This window comes from Peribacillus asahii (assembly GCF_004006295.1).
GTDB classification, from domain to species: Bacteria; Bacillota; Bacilli; order Bacillales; family DSM-1321; genus Peribacillus; species Peribacillus asahii_A.
In genome coordinates this window covers 3353790-3369560 of record NZ_CP026095.1, presented here as the reverse complement: position 1 = coordinate 3369560, position 15771 = coordinate 3353790, and the positions used below count along the sequence as shown (strand labels likewise).

General features: G+C 38.5%; 17 protein-coding genes. All 17 read left to right on the top strand.

Annotation, left to right across the window (positions count from 1 at the left end):
* Positions 1–17: 17 nt before the first annotated feature.
* A complete protein-coding gene (spoIIM, locus tag BAOM_RS16620) occupies positions 18–665 on the top strand; it encodes a stage II sporulation protein M (RefSeq protein WP_127761236.1) in 648 nt (215 codons plus the stop codon).
* Positions 666–824: 159 nt separating this feature from the next.
* Positions 825–1286, top strand: coding sequence for a ferric iron uptake transcriptional regulator (gene fur, locus BAOM_RS16615; RefSeq protein WP_127761235.1), 462 nt, complete (start codon positions 825–827; stop codon positions 1284–1286).
* 200 nt (positions 1287–1486) lie between these two features.
* Positions 1487–1714 carry a YqzK family protein gene (locus tag BAOM_RS16610; RefSeq protein WP_127761234.1) on the top strand — a complete coding sequence of 76 codons (228 nt, stop codon included), beginning with the start codon at positions 1487–1489 and terminating at the stop codon, positions 1712–1714.
* A gap of 5 nt (positions 1715–1719) precedes the next feature.
* Positions 1720–2610 (top strand): site-specific tyrosine recombinase XerD, encoded by an 891-nt coding sequence (xerD, locus tag BAOM_RS16605; RefSeq protein WP_127761233.1) that lies wholly within the window; start codon positions 1720–1722, stop codon positions 2608–2610.
* Positions 2611–2819: 209 nt separating this feature from the next.
* The gene (gene deoB, locus BAOM_RS16600) at positions 2820–4013 is read left to right on the top strand and encodes a phosphopentomutase (RefSeq protein WP_127761232.1); all 1194 of its coding nucleotides are present in this window, start codon (positions 2820–2822) and stop codon (positions 4011–4013) included.
* A complete protein-coding gene (locus BAOM_RS16595) occupies positions 4013–4828 on the top strand; it encodes a purine-nucleoside phosphorylase (RefSeq protein WP_127761231.1) in 816 nt (271 codons plus the stop codon). The genes deoB and BAOM_RS16595 overlap by 1 nt, the downstream gene beginning before the upstream one ends.
* Before the next feature lie 27 nt (positions 4829–4855).
* Positions 4856–6160, top strand: coding sequence for a pyrimidine-nucleoside phosphorylase (locus BAOM_RS16590; protein WP_127761230.1), 1305 nt, complete (start codon positions 4856–4858; stop codon positions 6158–6160).
* Between the two features lie 201 nt (positions 6161–6361).
* Positions 6362–7528 carry a D-alanyl-D-alanine carboxypeptidase family protein gene (locus tag BAOM_RS16585; RefSeq protein WP_127761229.1) on the top strand — a complete coding sequence of 389 codons (1167 nt, stop codon included), beginning with the start codon at positions 6362–6364 and terminating at the stop codon, positions 7526–7528.
* A gap of 132 nt (positions 7529–7660) precedes the next feature.
* Positions 7661–8011 (top strand): anti-sigma F factor antagonist, encoded by a 351-nt coding sequence (spoIIAA, locus tag BAOM_RS16580; protein WP_127761228.1) that lies wholly within the window; start codon positions 7661–7663, stop codon positions 8009–8011.
* Positions 8012–8014: 3 nt separating this feature from the next.
* Positions 8015–8455 (top strand): anti-sigma F factor, encoded by a 441-nt coding sequence (gene spoIIAB / locus BAOM_RS16575; protein WP_119115632.1) that lies wholly within the window; start codon positions 8015–8017, stop codon positions 8453–8455.
* A 12-nt stretch (positions 8456–8467) separates the two neighbouring features.
* The gene (gene sigF / locus BAOM_RS16570; protein ID WP_127761227.1) at positions 8468–9235 is read left to right on the top strand and encodes an RNA polymerase sporulation sigma factor SigF; all 768 of its coding nucleotides are present in this window, start codon (positions 8468–8470) and stop codon (positions 9233–9235) included.
* Between the two features lie 164 nt (positions 9236–9399).
* A complete protein-coding gene (locus tag BAOM_RS16565) occupies positions 9400–10017 on the top strand; it encodes a stage V sporulation protein AA (RefSeq protein ID WP_127761226.1) in 618 nt (205 codons plus the stop codon).
* The gene (locus tag BAOM_RS16560) at positions 10007–10429 is read left to right on the top strand and encodes a stage V sporulation protein AB (RefSeq protein ID WP_164853341.1); all 423 of its coding nucleotides are present in this window, start codon (positions 10007–10009) and stop codon (positions 10427–10429) included. Before BAOM_RS16565 ends, BAOM_RS16560 begins: the two co-directional genes overlap by 11 nt.
* A gap of 30 nt (positions 10430–10459) precedes the next feature.
* Positions 10460–11062, top strand: a complete 603-nt coding sequence (locus BAOM_RS16555; protein ID WP_127761225.1) for a stage V sporulation protein SpoVABEA — start codon at positions 10460–10462, stop codon at positions 11060–11062.
* Entirely contained in the window at positions 11022–12512 is a 1491-nt protein-coding gene (locus BAOM_RS16550) for a spore germination protein (RefSeq protein ID WP_127761224.1), read from the top strand. The genes BAOM_RS16555 and BAOM_RS16550 overlap by 41 nt, the downstream gene beginning before the upstream one ends.
* Positions 12513–12677: 165 nt before the next feature.
* On the top strand, positions 12678–14000 hold the full coding sequence (lysA, locus tag BAOM_RS16545) for a diaminopimelate decarboxylase (protein WP_127761223.1): 1323 nt from the start codon (positions 12678–12680) through the stop codon (positions 13998–14000).
* Between the two features lie 237 nt (positions 14001–14237).
* On the top strand, positions 14238–15617 hold the full coding sequence (locus tag BAOM_RS16540; protein ID WP_127761222.1) for an alkaline phosphatase: 1380 nt from the start codon (positions 14238–14240) through the stop codon (positions 15615–15617).
* Positions 15618–15771: the final 154 nt, after the last annotated feature.

Here is a 15771-nt window from a genome sequence, read left to right as displayed (position 1 = left end):
AGTTGGGAGGATGAAAAATGAAAAAACGATCTGCCGTACAAAATGCCGTAATCCATCATATTACTGAACATTCCTCACTATACGTATTTATTACTGTCCTCTTTTTAATGGGGGTTATTTTTGGAGCCGTGCTTGTGAATAGTTTAAGCTTTACACAAAAAGAAGATTTGTTCTATTATTTATCGCAATTTTTTGGACAAGTTTCAGATGGGCAAATCGCAGCTACACATGAAATGTTTCAACAAAGTGTGCTTCATAACTTAAGATATATCAGTTTCATTTGGATTTTAGGTATTTCGATTATTGGTTTACCAGTCATTTTAATTTTATTATTTTTAAAAGGCATGGTCGTGGGCTTTACAGTTGGTTTTTTAGTCAATCAAATGGGATGGAGTGGATTTTTATTATCCTTTGTTTCCATTTTGCCGCAAAATATTTTTCTTGTACCTGTTTTTATTATTATTAGTGTGTTAGCTGTGTCGTTATCGATGAAAATGATTAGTCGTATTTTTTTAAAACAAATTCGCACACCGTTAAAGCCGGTGATTATGCGTTACATATTTTCTCTTGTTTTTTCACTAGTATTTATAGTAGTGGCAGGAGGGATTGAAGCATATATATCACCATCTATTATGAAAAGTGTCGTAAGTTTACTTGCTGAATAATGTAGAAATTCATGTATTTCTACTATAAAAGCTTATCCGTACTATTTGTTTAAAAATTTATTTGGAAAATTTCTTTTTATTTCAGAGGAAATGTATTTTGACAGTTTTCCCTCATTTGATATAATGGAACAGATATAGCGGCGCGGGAGGGAATTACGTATGGAAGAAAGAATAGATAGAATCAAAAAACAGTTGCACTCGTCCAGCTACAAATTGACACCTCAACGAGAAGCGACCGTCCGCGTTTTACTTGAACATGAAGAGGATCATTTAAGTGCTGAAGATGTTTACCTCCTTGTCAAAGAAAAGTCGCCGGAAATTGGCTTAGCAACCGTTTACCGTACATTGGAGTTATTAACGGAATTAAAAATCGTAGATAAAATCAACTTCGGAGATGGAGTATCCCGTTATGATTTAAGACAAGAAGGCGCTGCACATTTTCATCATCATCTTGTTTGTGTTGAATGTGGTGCAGTGGATGAAATTCAAGAAGATTTGCTTGAAGACGTCGAAGCGATTGTAGAGCGTAACTGGAATTTCAAAATAAAAGATCATAGACTAACCTTTCATGGTATTTGTCATCGCTGCCATGATAAAGAAAATGACGATAAAGATGAATAATAGAAAGCCTTTTCCTGTACCCGGAAAAGGTTTTCTGTTTTTTTACAGCTAACAATTGTATCCTGCTTCAAGGCTCTATGAGAAAGGAGTACTGTAGGGAATGAAAATGAAGTTTCAATCTATCTTTCATCTATATGTATAAAACTTGTCTTACTGGGCATAGATTGGACATATAGAGATTGGTTGAGAGGAGAGAGTGAATGAAAGCTTCATTAGCCCTTATACTGCATACTTGTAAAGTTTTAATTCTTTTTGTGGGCTTCACTGTTCTTTTTTATATTGGAATGGTATGGTTAAATCAAGAATATCAAAGTTATCATCGTTACGATGAACCAGAAGGAGCAGCCATTAAAGTAACAAAAGCTGTTGACTCTGATAGCAATACATGGCTTGACCGTTTATTGTTGTTTTATTTAGATGGGGAGTAATGCAAATGGAAGATCAAATACGAGATTTTATTCATTTTTTAACAATTGAAAAAGGACTAGCTAAAAATACGATTGTCTCTTATGAACGTGATTTGAAATCGTATTGGCATTATCTTAAAAATATAGAACAAATTAATGAGTGGAATGATTCTAGGCGAGTCAATATTATGCATTTTTTAGCTCAGTTAAAGGATCAGGGAAAATCGTCGAAAACAGTAGCGCGTCATATTGCTTCCATTCGCTCGTTTCATCAGTTTCTACTTCGCGAAAAAGTAACGAATCAAGATCCAACCGTACATATTGAAACACCGCAGCCTGAGAGAAGTTTGCCCAAGGTACTGAGTATGGAAGAAGTAGAGGCCTTGTTAGAGGCACCGAAAGTGATGGATCATTTCGGACTTCGCGATAAAGCGATGCTTGAGCTTTTATATGCAACTGGGATGAGGGTGAGTGAAATCATTCAACTAGATATAAGTGATGTCCATGCGGCGATGGGGTTTGTTCGCTGTGTCGGGAAAGGGAACAAGGAACGAATTATCCCGATTGGCCAGACGGCATTAACTGCGATTGAAGCCTATTTGCAAAAAGGGAGAGGAAAACTAGCTTCTCATAATCGCACCAATTCGCTCTTTTTAAATCATCATGGCAATCGACTGACGCGCCAGGGTTTTTGGAAAATCCTTAAAAAGTTGACGAAGGAAGCGAATATTGAAAAAGAGATTACACCGCATACATTACGCCATTCGTTTGCAACGCATTTATTAATGAATGGAGCAGATTTGCGTGCTGTTCAAGAAATGCTTGGGCATGCTGATATTTCTACCACTCAAATTTATACGCATATTACGAATGTCCGTATTAAAGATGTGTATTCAAAGTTTCATCCACGTGCTTAGTAGGTACATAGATTAATAGAGAAAGGTCTCTTAGCTGCGGTTGAGAGGCCTAGTTTGTTTTTATCCTGTATTTAACGGACTTTACTATGAAGCTTCACTATATAATGTGGTCGTAAATTGCTTATTGGTCCTTATGAATGATACTATGATGGGTACAGGTTAGCAGTTAGGATATATCCGATTGATTTACTTTTGTAGGAGGAATCGTAATGGGAAAATTTAAACGTATATTTGTCATTGTAATGGACTCTGTTGGGATTGGTGAGGCACCCGATGCCGAGAAGTTTGGGGATAAGGGGGCCGATACGTTAGGACATATTGCAGAGCGGATGAATGGCTTACATATGCCAAATTTGGCTAAGTTAGGATTAAGTAATATTCGGGAGATAAAAGGTGTGGAAAAAGCGGAACATCCGCTTGCCTACTATACGAAAATGCAGGAAGCATCAACAGGAAAGGATACGATGACAGGTCACTGGGAAATCATGGGTCTTAATATTACGCAGCCTTTTCAGGTGTTTCCAAATGGTTTTCCCGACTCTTTAATCAAAGCTTTGGAAGAGAAAACAGGGCGCAAAATAATTGCGAATAAGCCAGCGAGCGGCACAGCTATTCTTGAAGAGCTTGGGGAAGAACATATGAAGACAGGAGCTCTTATTGTTTATACATCTGCTGACTCTGTACTCCAAATTGCTGCACATGAAGAGATTGTTCCACTTGACGAACTGTATAATATTTGTGGAATAGCCCGGGAAATGACGTTAGCGGATGAATACAAAGTCGGCCGTGTCATTGCTCGTCCGTTTATCGGAGAGCCAGGTCACTTCAAAAGAACGTCAAACCGTCATGATTATGCGCTAAAACCTTTTGATCGAACGGTAATGGATGAATTGAAAGATGCAGGCTTAGATGTACTAGCTATCGGGAAAATTTCCGATATCTTTGATGGGGAAGGAGTAACGGAATCTTTACGAACTGTGTCCAATATGGATGGTATGGATAAACTTGTGTATACAGTTGAGAAAGATTTTACGGGTCTAAGCTTCTTGAATCTTGTTGATTTTGATGCCTTGTTTGGACATCGCCGCGATCCATTAGGCTATGGGAAAGCATTAGAGGAATTTGATGCACGATTGCCAGAAGTATTAGATAAACTAACGGAGAATGATTTATTAATGATTACGGCTGACCACGGAAATGATCCCATTCATCATGGAACAGACCATACACGTGAATATGTGCCTCTATTGATTTATTCAAAACGTTTTCAATCCGGCGGTCGACAACTGCCTATTCGTCAAACATTTGCAGATATTGGTGCGACGGTAGCAGATAATTTTAAGGTGAAGATGCCTTCGTATGGAAAAAGTATGTTAGCTGAATTAAATGAAGGAGGGGCTTGATGATGTACGAGCAATTAGAAAAGGCAGCTGCTTTTATTAAAAGTAAGATAACAGACGTTCCTTCAGTTGGTTTAATTCTTGGTTCAGGCTTAGGTGTTTTAGCGGCTGAAATTGAACAGCCTATCGTATTACCTTATCAAGAAATTCCCAATTTTCCTGTGTCTACTGTGGAAGGACATGCAGGGAAATTGGTAATTGGAAAGCTGAGCGGTAAAACAGTAGTGGCTATGCAGGGGCGTTTCCACTTTTATGAAGGATATTCTATGAGTCAAGTGACATTTCCGGTCCGGGTTATGAAATTATTAGGTGTGGAAACACTAATTGTGACTAATGCTGCGGGAAGTGTAAATGAAAGCTTTACTCCTGGAGATTTAATGCTCATTACTGATCACATTAATTGTATGGGAACTAATCCTTTAATCGGTTCCAATGATGCACGTTTTGGCCCGCGTTTTCCAGATATGTCAGAAGCGTATAATAAAGAACTGCGAAGTTTAGCTAAACAAATTGCTGCAACGCAAGGGTTAGATCTTAAAGAAGGTGTGTATGTCGGTAATACTGGTCCCGCTTATGAAACACCAGCAGAAGTAAGAATGGCAAGGGTAATCGGCGGGGATGCAGTTGGAATGTCGACTGTTCCTGAAGTGATAGTGGCAAGACATTGCGGTTTAAAAGTACTTGGTATTTCTTGTATGACTAATATGGCTGCCGGTATTTTGGATCAGCCACTATCTCATGAAGAGGTTATTGAAACAACGGAAAAGGTGAAAAGTCGTTTTTTACGCTTTGTTAAAGAAATTGTAAAAGAGTTGTAAGCCATTTACGAAAGTGAGGAACTTCAGATGAGAATGGTAGATTTGATTGAAAAAAAGCGGGATGGACACGAGTTAACGACGGAAGAAATGACGTTTATTATTCAAGGTTTTACCGATGGTTCGCTTCCTGATTATCAAATGAGCGCCTGGGCGATGGCTGTATATTTTCAAGGACTAACGGAAAGAGAATGTGCGGATTTAACGATGGCAATGGTTCAATCAGGTGATCAGATTGACTTATCTAAGATTGAAGGAATTAAGGTTGATAAACACTCTACAGGCGGGGTAGGCGATACGACAACACTCGTATTAGGACCATTGGTTGCTTCTGTGGGGGTGCCTGTGGCAAAAATGTCAGGGCGTGGTTTAGGTCATACAGGTGGAACTGTAGATAAGTTAGAAGCAGTTGCTGGTTTTCATGTTGAAATAGAAAATGAACAATTTATTGAACTTGTAAACAAAAATAAATTGGCTGTCATCGGTCAAAGTGGAAATTTAACACCAGCGGATAAAAAGCTTTATGCGCTTCGTGATGTCACTGCAACGGTTAATAGTATGGGGTTGATTGCAAGCTCGATTATGAGTAAAAAAATTGCAGCGGGTGCCGATGCGATTGTTCTCGATGTGAAAACAGGCGCAGGGGCTTTTATGAAAACCCTCGAAGACTCGGAGGTATTGGCTCATGCGATGGTTCAGATTGGGAATAATGTCGGTCGCCAGACAATGGCTGTTATTTCTGATATGAGCCAGCCGCTTGGCTTTGCGATTGGGAATGCACTTGAGGTTAAAGAAGCCATCGATACACTGAAAGGTGAAGGCCCTGAGGATTTAACAGAGCTTTCTTTAACACTTGGAAGTTATATGGTTTATTTAGCGAAAAAAGCAAGCTCTTTAGATGAAGCAAGAGCGCGATTGACACAAGCTATTCAAGACGGTTCTGCACTTGAAACGTTTAGAAAATTTCTAATTGCTCAAGGTGGTGATGGTTCTGTCGTTGATCATCCTGAAAAGCTTCCACAAGCATCCTTTGTTTATGAACTTCAAGCAAAAGAGTCCGGTTATGTTTCTGAAATTGTAGCGGATGAGATAGGTACAGCGGCTATGCTGCTAGGTGCAGGAAGGGCGACAAAAGAGTCCGAAATTGACTTAGCGGTTGGCTTAGTGCTTCGTAAGAAAATTGGTGATTATGTTGAGCAAGGCGAATCACTCGTTACCATTTACAGCAATGTTGAAGATGTAAAAGTTGTTAAGGAAAAGTTATATAATCACATCTCTATTTCTAAAGAACAAGTATCGCAACCGACACTTATTTATAAAGAGATTTTACAGTAAATATAGTGACAAAAGGGCATCTCAATAGTTGAGGTGTCCTTTTTATTCATTTCTTCATAACTTTGGCTCGGCTGAATCCAATAATGCCCAAATTGTTCAATCAACAATATTGTTTAATATAGCGTAACTTTTAAAATAGCTTCTGTATAAATTTGGATTTAGTGGTAAAAATAAATGCTATACAGAATGGAGGGTATGGAGATGAAGCGGATTCTTTCTCTATGTTTAACGATGTTATTAACAACAGGCTTGACAATTCCTTATGCACAAGCCGTAGAAAAAAAAGAAGTAGAGCTAGCCGAAAATGCAAAATCAGCCATCTTGATTGAACGAGATACGGGAACGGTTTTATACGATAAAAATGCGGATGAAAAGCTTTCCCCTGCTAGCATGACAAAAATTATGACGTTGTTATTAATTATGGAAGCGATTGAAAAAGGAGAGCTTTCTTTAAAAGAAAAAGTCCGAACGAGTGAATATGCGGCTTCCATGGGTGGTTCACAAATTTTCCTTGAGCCAGGAGAAGAAATGACAACCGAAGAAATGCTCAAAGGGATTACGATTGGTTCAGCTAATGATGCATCGGTAGCGATGGCAGAGAGATTAGCAGGATCAGAAGAAGCGTTTGTGAAGAAGATGAATGAAAAGGCCGCACAGCTAGGCTTGAAAAATACAAAATTTCAAAATGCAACAGGTCTTCCAGTAGCTGATCACTATAGCTCAGCCCACGATATGTCTGTTATGGCAAAAGAATTATTGAAATATTCATTAATTACGAAGTTTACGAGTACGTATGAAGATTATCTTCGTGAAGATACAGATAAGAAGTTTTGGCTTGTCAACACCAATCGACTAGTAAAGTTTTATCCAGGTGTAGATGGATTAAAAACAGGATATACAGCAGAAGCAAAGTATTGTTTAACAGCTACTGCTAAAAAAGGAGATATGCGTGTAATTGCCGTTGTATTTGGGGCCTCTACTCCAAAAGAACGTAATGCTCAAGTGACTAAAATGTTAGATTATGCTTTTGCACAATATACAACTCATCCGATTTACAAAAAGGATGAAAAACTAGCTGAGGCTAAAGTGAGCAAAGGAGAGTCGAAGCTGGTTACAGGTGTAACAAGTGAACCTATTTCGATTTTGACGAAAAAAGGAAGTACAGCTAAAGACTTTACAAAGAAAATTACGATGAATCAAGACTTAAAGGCACCGATTAAAAAAGGAGACCAAATTGGTACACTTCAATTGAAGAAAGACGGAAAAGTATATGTAGAATCACCAATTATTGCTAAAGAATCAGTGGAGGAAGCTAGCTGGTGGCAGTTATATAAGCGTGCATTCGGCATGTTTTCACAAACAAAATAGCATAAAATGTCATATCCACACATAAATGTACTAGTTTAGGCGAATGAACACTACTTTTGCCTATAAGAAGGAAAATAGTAAAGAAAAGGAGAATTTGACTCATATAGAAACGAGAGAAGGGAGCTGTTTCGTGTGAGTCTTGCTATTCAACTGGAAGCAAAGAATGGCGTATTATTAATTCGCCTCAATGGAGAATTAGATCATCATACAGCGGAGGAGTTACGTACACAAGCAGAAAATGCAATTCAAAAACATCAGATAAAGCATATTGTATTGAATTTGGAAGAGCTTCATTTTATGGATAGCTCAGGACTTGGTGTGATATTAGGACGCTATAAGCAAATTCAGAAGAATAAAGGGGAAATGGTTATTTGTGCAATTTCCCCAGCTGTAAAGCGGTTATTTGAAATGTCCGGGTTGTTTAAAATTGTGAAAGTAGAACGATCAGAAAAGAACGCTTTGCAAAGACTGGGGGTAGCGTAAATGATGAAAAATAAAATGGAAATTCAATTTTCGGCATTAAGTCAAAATGAATCCTTTGCCAGAATTACCGTTGCAGCATTTATTGCCCAGCTGGATCCAACAATGGATGAGTTAACAGAGATTAAAACGGTTGTATCGGAAGCCGTTACGAATTCGATTATTCATGGGTATGAAAATGACCCAAATGGTGTGATTTATATTGCAGTCATCTTAGATGGAGACACTATTGAACTGACAATTCGTGATGAGGGTATCGGTATTGATGATGTAGAGGAAGCGAAGCAACCGCTTTTTACGACAAAACCCGAGCTTGAACGTTCCGGCATGGGCTTTACGATTATGGAAAACTTTATGGATGAAATTCATGTGATTTCTCATCAAGGCGAAGGCACCATTATACGATTAAAAAAGCACTTAGCGAGAAATAAAGCGTTGTGCAATTAAGGAGACTTGCCTATGGATGTGGAGGTTAAGAACGGGAAAACAAAAAAAGACCAGGTCCATTTAAAAGACGAAGAATTGCGGAGACTAATCCGAAGCAGCCAGAGCGGGGACCAAGAAGCGCGCGATTTAATCGTTCAAAGTAATTTAAGGCTAGTATGGTCCGTTGTTCAACGTTTCTTAAATAGAGGGTACGAGCCGGATGATTTATATCAAATTGGTTGTATCGGTCTATTAAAGTCTGTTGACAAATTCGATTTATCGTTTGAAGTCAAGTTTTCAACATATGCTGTACCAATGATTATTGGTGAAATTCAACGTTTCATTCGAGATGATGGTACAGTTAAAGTAAGTCGCTCTTTAAAGGAAATGGCTAATAAAATTCGCCGTGCTAAAGAAGAGCTTTCAAAGACGTATGGACGCGTTCCGACTGTGAACGAGATAGCTGAACATTTGGAGCTTTCTCCAGAAGACATTATTTTAGCACAAGAAGCTAATCGTAATCCATCCTCTATCCATGAAACCGTATATGAAAATGACGGCGATCCCATTACGCTGCTAGATCAAATTGCGGACCAAAGCGATACAAAATGGTTTGATCAGATTGCTTTAAAAGAAGCGATTCATGAATTGGATGAACGAGAGCGGTTAATTGTATTTCTAAGATACTATAAAGATCAAACACAGTCTGAAGTAGCCTCGAGACTTGGGATTTCTCAAGTTCAAGTATCTAGGCTGGAAAAGAAAATTTTACAACAAATGAAAGACCACATGAATCATTGATTCATGTGGTCTTTCATTTGTGTTGTTTGTTCAATACTATTTAACACAACTAAGAAGTGAAATTTGTTTGTTAATTATTGGTTATCTATTTCTTTCTGCATTTTCACTTAGTTGCCAATCCATACTACATATAGGAGAAAATTAACGGTCTGGATGTGAAAGCAATGGATTTGATTTATCTTAGAATGCGAAATCGAGTACACGTACAGAAAAATCAACAAGTGAGGTTGAAAGATGTTGCGAAATTTATTGGAGATGATAAGCAGGTAAAAAAAATTGAAGAAGAGGTTCTACTTACTGTAACACACGAAGATAAAAATATTATTATTATCGATTTGGTTCAGGTTATTGAAGCTATTCAAGCGATTGATCAATCTATAGAAATTCAAACATTTGGTCCATCTCAGACAATTATTGAAGTAATCTATGAAAAACAAAAAGTTTCTTTTTTAGCTTTTACCGCTGTTTGGTTGTTGTTATTCCTTGGAGCTGGCATGACGATTATGAACTTTCATGTAGATGTCAGTATGGGGGAAGTGCATCAAAAGCTCTTCACGCTAATTACTGGAAGAGAGGATAGAAAGCCGTTGCTTATTCAAATTCCGTACAGTTTCGGTCTTGGAATTGGGATGATTCTCTTTTTTAATCACTTCTTTAAAAAGCGCTTTAATGAAGAGCCAAGTCCGCTCGAAGTGGAGATGTTTAACTATCAACAAGATTTAGATCAATATGTCATCATGAATGAAAATAAGGAAAGTAATCGTCATCTTGATAACCGGTAAAGTTGTACTCGGTCTCTTTATTGGTCTTGCGAGCGGTTTTGCGGTTGGAGCGGGCTTTGTAGCATTTGTAACCGTGTTGGGAGTTATTCCGAGACTAACTCAGCTTACAAAAACGATGCAGTTTATTCATTATTATGAAGCGGCTATTATTGCAGGCGTTGTAATTGGAGGTTGGCTTGGTTTACAAGAAATTAAGCTTTTTTGGACGAAGTGGCTGTTGATGCCGATTGGTCTTGCCGATGGCATTTTTAACGGTATGCTGGCGGCTGCATTAACAGAAGTGTTAAATGTATTTCCGATTCTTGCTAAACGAATGGGCATTCAAGAAAAAGTCATTTATTTAATGATGGCGCTTGTGTTGGGGAAAATCATTGGCTCCTTATTTCAGTGGATTTATTATGTGGATTTATAAAGGAACTTGGTACCGAAAGGAAGACATTGGATGGGACAGAAGAGAAAAGTGATTTTGATAACAGACGGCGATATTTATGCAAAAAAGGCTGTAGAATTTGTTGCTCACGAAATTGGAGGTCGCTGTATTTCGATGTCACAAGGAAATCCAACTGCTTGTTCTGGAGCAGAACTTGTTCGCCTTATTCAACAAGCAAAGAATGATCCCGTATTAGTAATGTTTGATGACAGCGGCTATGTAGGAGAAGGCGCTGGCGAACGGGCAATGCGCTATGTTGCTAATGATCCTGCGATTGAGGTTCTGGGCATTATTGCTGTTGCCTCAAAAACGAGAAGGGAGGAATGGACGAAGGTAGATGTATGTATTGACCGTGATGGTAACTTAACACCAAATGGAGTCGATAAGTATGGAGTAGAGGAATTTGAATTAGGGCAAATTACAGGGGACACTGTTTATATAATAGATGAATTGAAGGCGCCTATTGTCGTTGGGATTGGGGATATCGGGAAAATGTCACATCGAGATGATTATAAAAAGGGTGCACCAATTACGAGAATGGCCGTGGAAATCATATTAGAAAGGAGCGGTAACTATGAGTTCAGAAAGCAAAAAGAACATGACACCGATCTCTAATAAAGTATCAGAAGTAGAAGCCTATATGAAAGAAAGAGTGGGGCTGGGTAAAAGTTATGATATAGGCGTAAGAAAGATAAAGATTTTAAAGAAAGATGTTCATATGTATTATGTAACGGGTCTCGTCGATTCGGCTTTGATTGTTGAGATTCTAGAAGAATTGGTTGATTGTAATGATACGGAACGAGCAACATCGAAAGTAGCAGAAATCGTAGAAAATAGAATTACTCACCAACAGGTTACACCGATTGAGACGATGGATGAACTTGTCGATCAAGTTCTCTCAGGTTTAATTGTCGTCGTGGTTGACGGGACACCAATAGGATATGTGGTGGATGTCAGAACTTATCCGGGACGTCAGCCGGATGAGCCAGACACAGAAAAAGTGGTTCGTGGATCGCGGGATGGCTTTATTGAAAATATTGTGATTAATACCGCACTAACAAGAAGAAGAATTCGAGATGAAAGACTGCGCTTTGAAATGTTAAAAGTAGGCGAAAGATCTAAAACAGATGTCGCACTTGCTTATATAGATGGCCTTGCAGATGCTGATTTAATAGATATTATTCGTAAGGAATTGAATAGAATTAAACTGGATGGTTTGCCAATGGCTGATAAAACCGTAGAGGAATTTATCGTGAGGCAGGGCTACAATCCTTATCCGCTTATTCGCTATACAGAACGAGCGGATATAGCAGCTGCCCATCTTCTAGAAGGTCATGTTATAGTCTATGTTGATACTTCACCGAGTGTTATTTTAGTACCGACAACGATTTTTCATCATATGCAGCATGTTGAGGAATTTAGGCAGTCCCCAGCGGTAGGGACATTTGTTCGATGGGTGCGTTTCTTAGGAATTGCGGCCTCATTATTTTTACTGCCGGTTTGGTTTTTATTCATTCTTGACCCAGGACTATTACCAGAGAAACTGGAATTTATCGGACCGAATGATAAAACGAAAATTCCGATTGTTGTACAAATCTTTATAGCTGAAGTGGGGATTGAATTTTTACGATTGGCCGCCATACATACTCCGACCTCGCTTGCAACCGCAATGGGCTTAATTGCGGCCGTATTAATCGGGCAAATTGCGATAGACGTTGGATTATTTGTTCCTGAAGTGATTCTATATGCCGCTGTAGCAACGATAGGTACATTTGTGACACCAAGTTATGAACTAGGGGTCGCCAATAAAATAGCCCGCTTAGCCATACTTGCTTTAGTCGCCATATTTGAGGTGCCGGGTTTAATGATAGGTTTCACTTTATACTTTATTTTGTTAGCGGGTATAAAGGCATTTAATACACCATATTTATGGCCATTGTTACCTTTTAATCCAAAAGCTTTTTCTCATATTTTATTGAGAAGACCAGTTCCGGGCTCCATCCTAAGACCGAGTGTTGTGCATCCACGTGATAAGTACCGCCAGCCACCTGAATCTAATGGTTGATGTTGTCGAAAAGTTATGGTAATTTAATTTTATTCGAAAAGCGCGAAAGCTGAAATAACATGAGACTGACTATAGGATGAGAGCTAAACTCCGATTTGACAATCTTATAAGTCTGCCTCATTTATATACGATATCGCTTTTTAAAGGGAGAAAGGTGGAACAAAGATGCATTTGTACGGAACTGGGCGCGTCAATGACTTAGGACATCTTGAGATTGGCGGGGTCGATACGATTGAACTTACGAAACAATATGGAACACCGTTATACGTTTATGATATAGCACTAGTTCGCGAACGAGCAAGAGGGTTTAAAAAGACGTTTGAGGAATTAGGAATTGCAGCACAAGTTGCCTATGCAAGTAAAGCATTCTCCTCAATTGCTATGATTCAAGTGGCAGAGCAAGAAGGTTTATCGTTAGATGTTGTATCTGGAGGAGAGCTATATACAGCGATTAAAGCGAATTTTCCAACAGATCGCATTCATTTCCATGGGAATAACAAAAGTGAAGAAGAACTGCATATGGCGTTAGATTATCAAATTGGTTGTATCGTCGTAGACAATCTTTCAGAACTAGAGTTGCTAGAAGAAATTTGTGCAAAGCGCGAACAAAAGATGAGTATCTTACTTCGTGTAACACCGGGGATTGAAGCACATACACATGATTACATTTTAACAGGTCAGGAAGACTCCAAGTTTGGTTTTGATTTAATGAATGGACAGGCGGAAGCTGCATTACGCCAAGCGTTAAAAAGTAATTGGATTGAAGTGTTAGGATTACATTGCCATATCGGCTCTCAAATTTTCCAAACAACAGGATTTATACTAGCTGCTCAAAAAATCATCGGTCAATTAAGAAATTGGCAGGCAGCTTTTAACTATCAGCCAACAGTATTAAACTTAGGCGGTGGTTTTGGTATTCGTTATACAGAGGAAGATGAACCACTTCCAGCTTCACAGTATGTAGAGGAAATTGTACGTGAAGTACAAGCCCAAATTGCAGATTCAGACTTAACAATGCCGGAAATCTGGATTGAACCAGGTCGTTCACTAGTCGGTGATGCTGGTGTAACCTTATATCAAGTCGGTTCAGAAAAAGAAGTGCCGGAAGTAAGAAAGTATTTAGCTGTTGATGGAGGGATGAGCGATAATATTCGACCAGCTTTATACGAAGCAAAATACGATGCAGTCTTAGCCAATCGTCCACTTGATCCCGTGGAGGAAACGGTAGCCATTGCGGGGAAATGTTGTGAAAGCGGCGATATGCTAATTTGGGATTTACCTTTACCGAAATCAGGCCGCGGCGATGTGTTAGCTGTTTTCTGTACAGGAGCTTATGGCTATAGTATGGCTAATAACTATAACCGGATTCCAAGACCAGCTGTTGTGTTTGTAGAGAACGGGGAAGCCCGTTTAGTTATTAAGCGTGAAACATATGAAGATCTTGTTCGTCTTGACTTGGCTCTTCATGAAGTGGTCGATTGTAAATAATATAGTCTATCAAAAAAAGAACGTACTCGAACACATACACTTTAATAATAATTTAGTACATCACGATATAGTGGTGTACTTTTTTGTATATATAAATTTGATAGTAAATCTAGATCTGGAAAATAACCATTGTCCGGCTTGATTTATGTATTTTACAATATATGAATCTTCCCTTAACAAGCCCTTAATACTATTAAAATATGATAAAACTTGTAGACAATATGGGGAGGGGAAAAAATGTTTAATAAAAATTTCAAAAAGAAACTATTACCTTTTGCAGTCGTTTCATCATTAGCTCTTACAAGTTTTACGGGATCTGTCTCAACTGCTGAAGCAAAAGGGGAAAATCAAAATAATGCTAAAGTGAAAAATGTCATTTTCCTTATTGGGGATGGAATGGGTGTATCTTATACATCGGCACATCGTTACCTTAAAGATGATCCTGCTACAAAATTTGCAGAAAAAACGACTTTTGATCAGTATTTAGTAGGTCAGCAAATGACATACCCGGAAGATCCAGCTCAAAATGTAACAGATTCAGCTTCTGCAGCAACTGCTATGTCGGCTGGTATTAAAACGTACAACAATGCAATTGCGGTTGATAATGACAAAACGGAAGTGAAAACGGTTTTAGAAGCAGCAAAAGAAAAAGGAAAAGCAACGGGACTTGTTGCAACATCAGAAATTACTCACGCTACGCCTGCTTCATTTGGTTCACATGATATTAGCCGTAAAAATATGAATGCAATTGCTGATGATTATTATGACGAGCTAATTAACGGAAAACATAAAGTAGATGTTCTTTTAGGTGGAGGAACAGACCTTTTTATACGTCAAGATCGAAATCTTGTAAATGAGTTTAAAAAAGACGGCTATAGCTATGTGACAAATCGTGACGATTTATTAAAGAATAAGGATGAACAAGTTCTTGGTTTATTCGCTCCAACAGGTCTGCCTAAAATGATTGACCGTGAAAAAGATACACCATCATTAGAGGACATGACACAATCAGCAATTGATCGTTTAAAGCAAGATAAAGACGGTTTCTTCTTAATGGTTGAAGGCAGCCAAATTGACTGGGCTGGACATGACAATGATATCGTTGGCGCAATGAGTGAGATGGAAGATTTCGAAAAAGCATTTAAAGCAGCTATCGAATTTGCTAAAAAGGATAAGCATACACTAGTTGTTGCAACTGCCGACCACTCTACAGGTGGATATTCAATTGGTGCTGACGGAATCTATAACTGGTTTGGCGAACCGATCAAAGCAGCAAAACGTACCCCTGATTTCATGGCTCAACAAATTATAGATGGGGCAAGCGTTGAGGAGACATTAAAACAATATATTAATCTCGATTTAACGGACAAAGAAATTCAATCTGTTAAAACTGCAGCTGAAACTAAAAACTATACAAACATCGACAATGCCATTGAAAACATTTTTAATGAACGTTCACACACTGGATGGACAACTGGCGGACATACCGGTGAAGACGTACCAGTCTATGCTTTCGGACCATCAAGTGAAAGATTTGCGGGACAAGTCGATAATACAGATCATGCCAAAATTATCTTTGACTTGCTTAAATCTAAAGTTGTTATTAATGATAAATAATAACAACCGTACAAATGTCTTAATCAGCCTTGGGGTGTAAACCCCTTCAAAATCGTTCCTTTTCATTTTGGAGGGACTAGACTCTACAATAAAAAAGTTCCCATTGCTACATTTTGCACAATGGGAACTTTTAGTAAAAAAACGGATGGGAGCT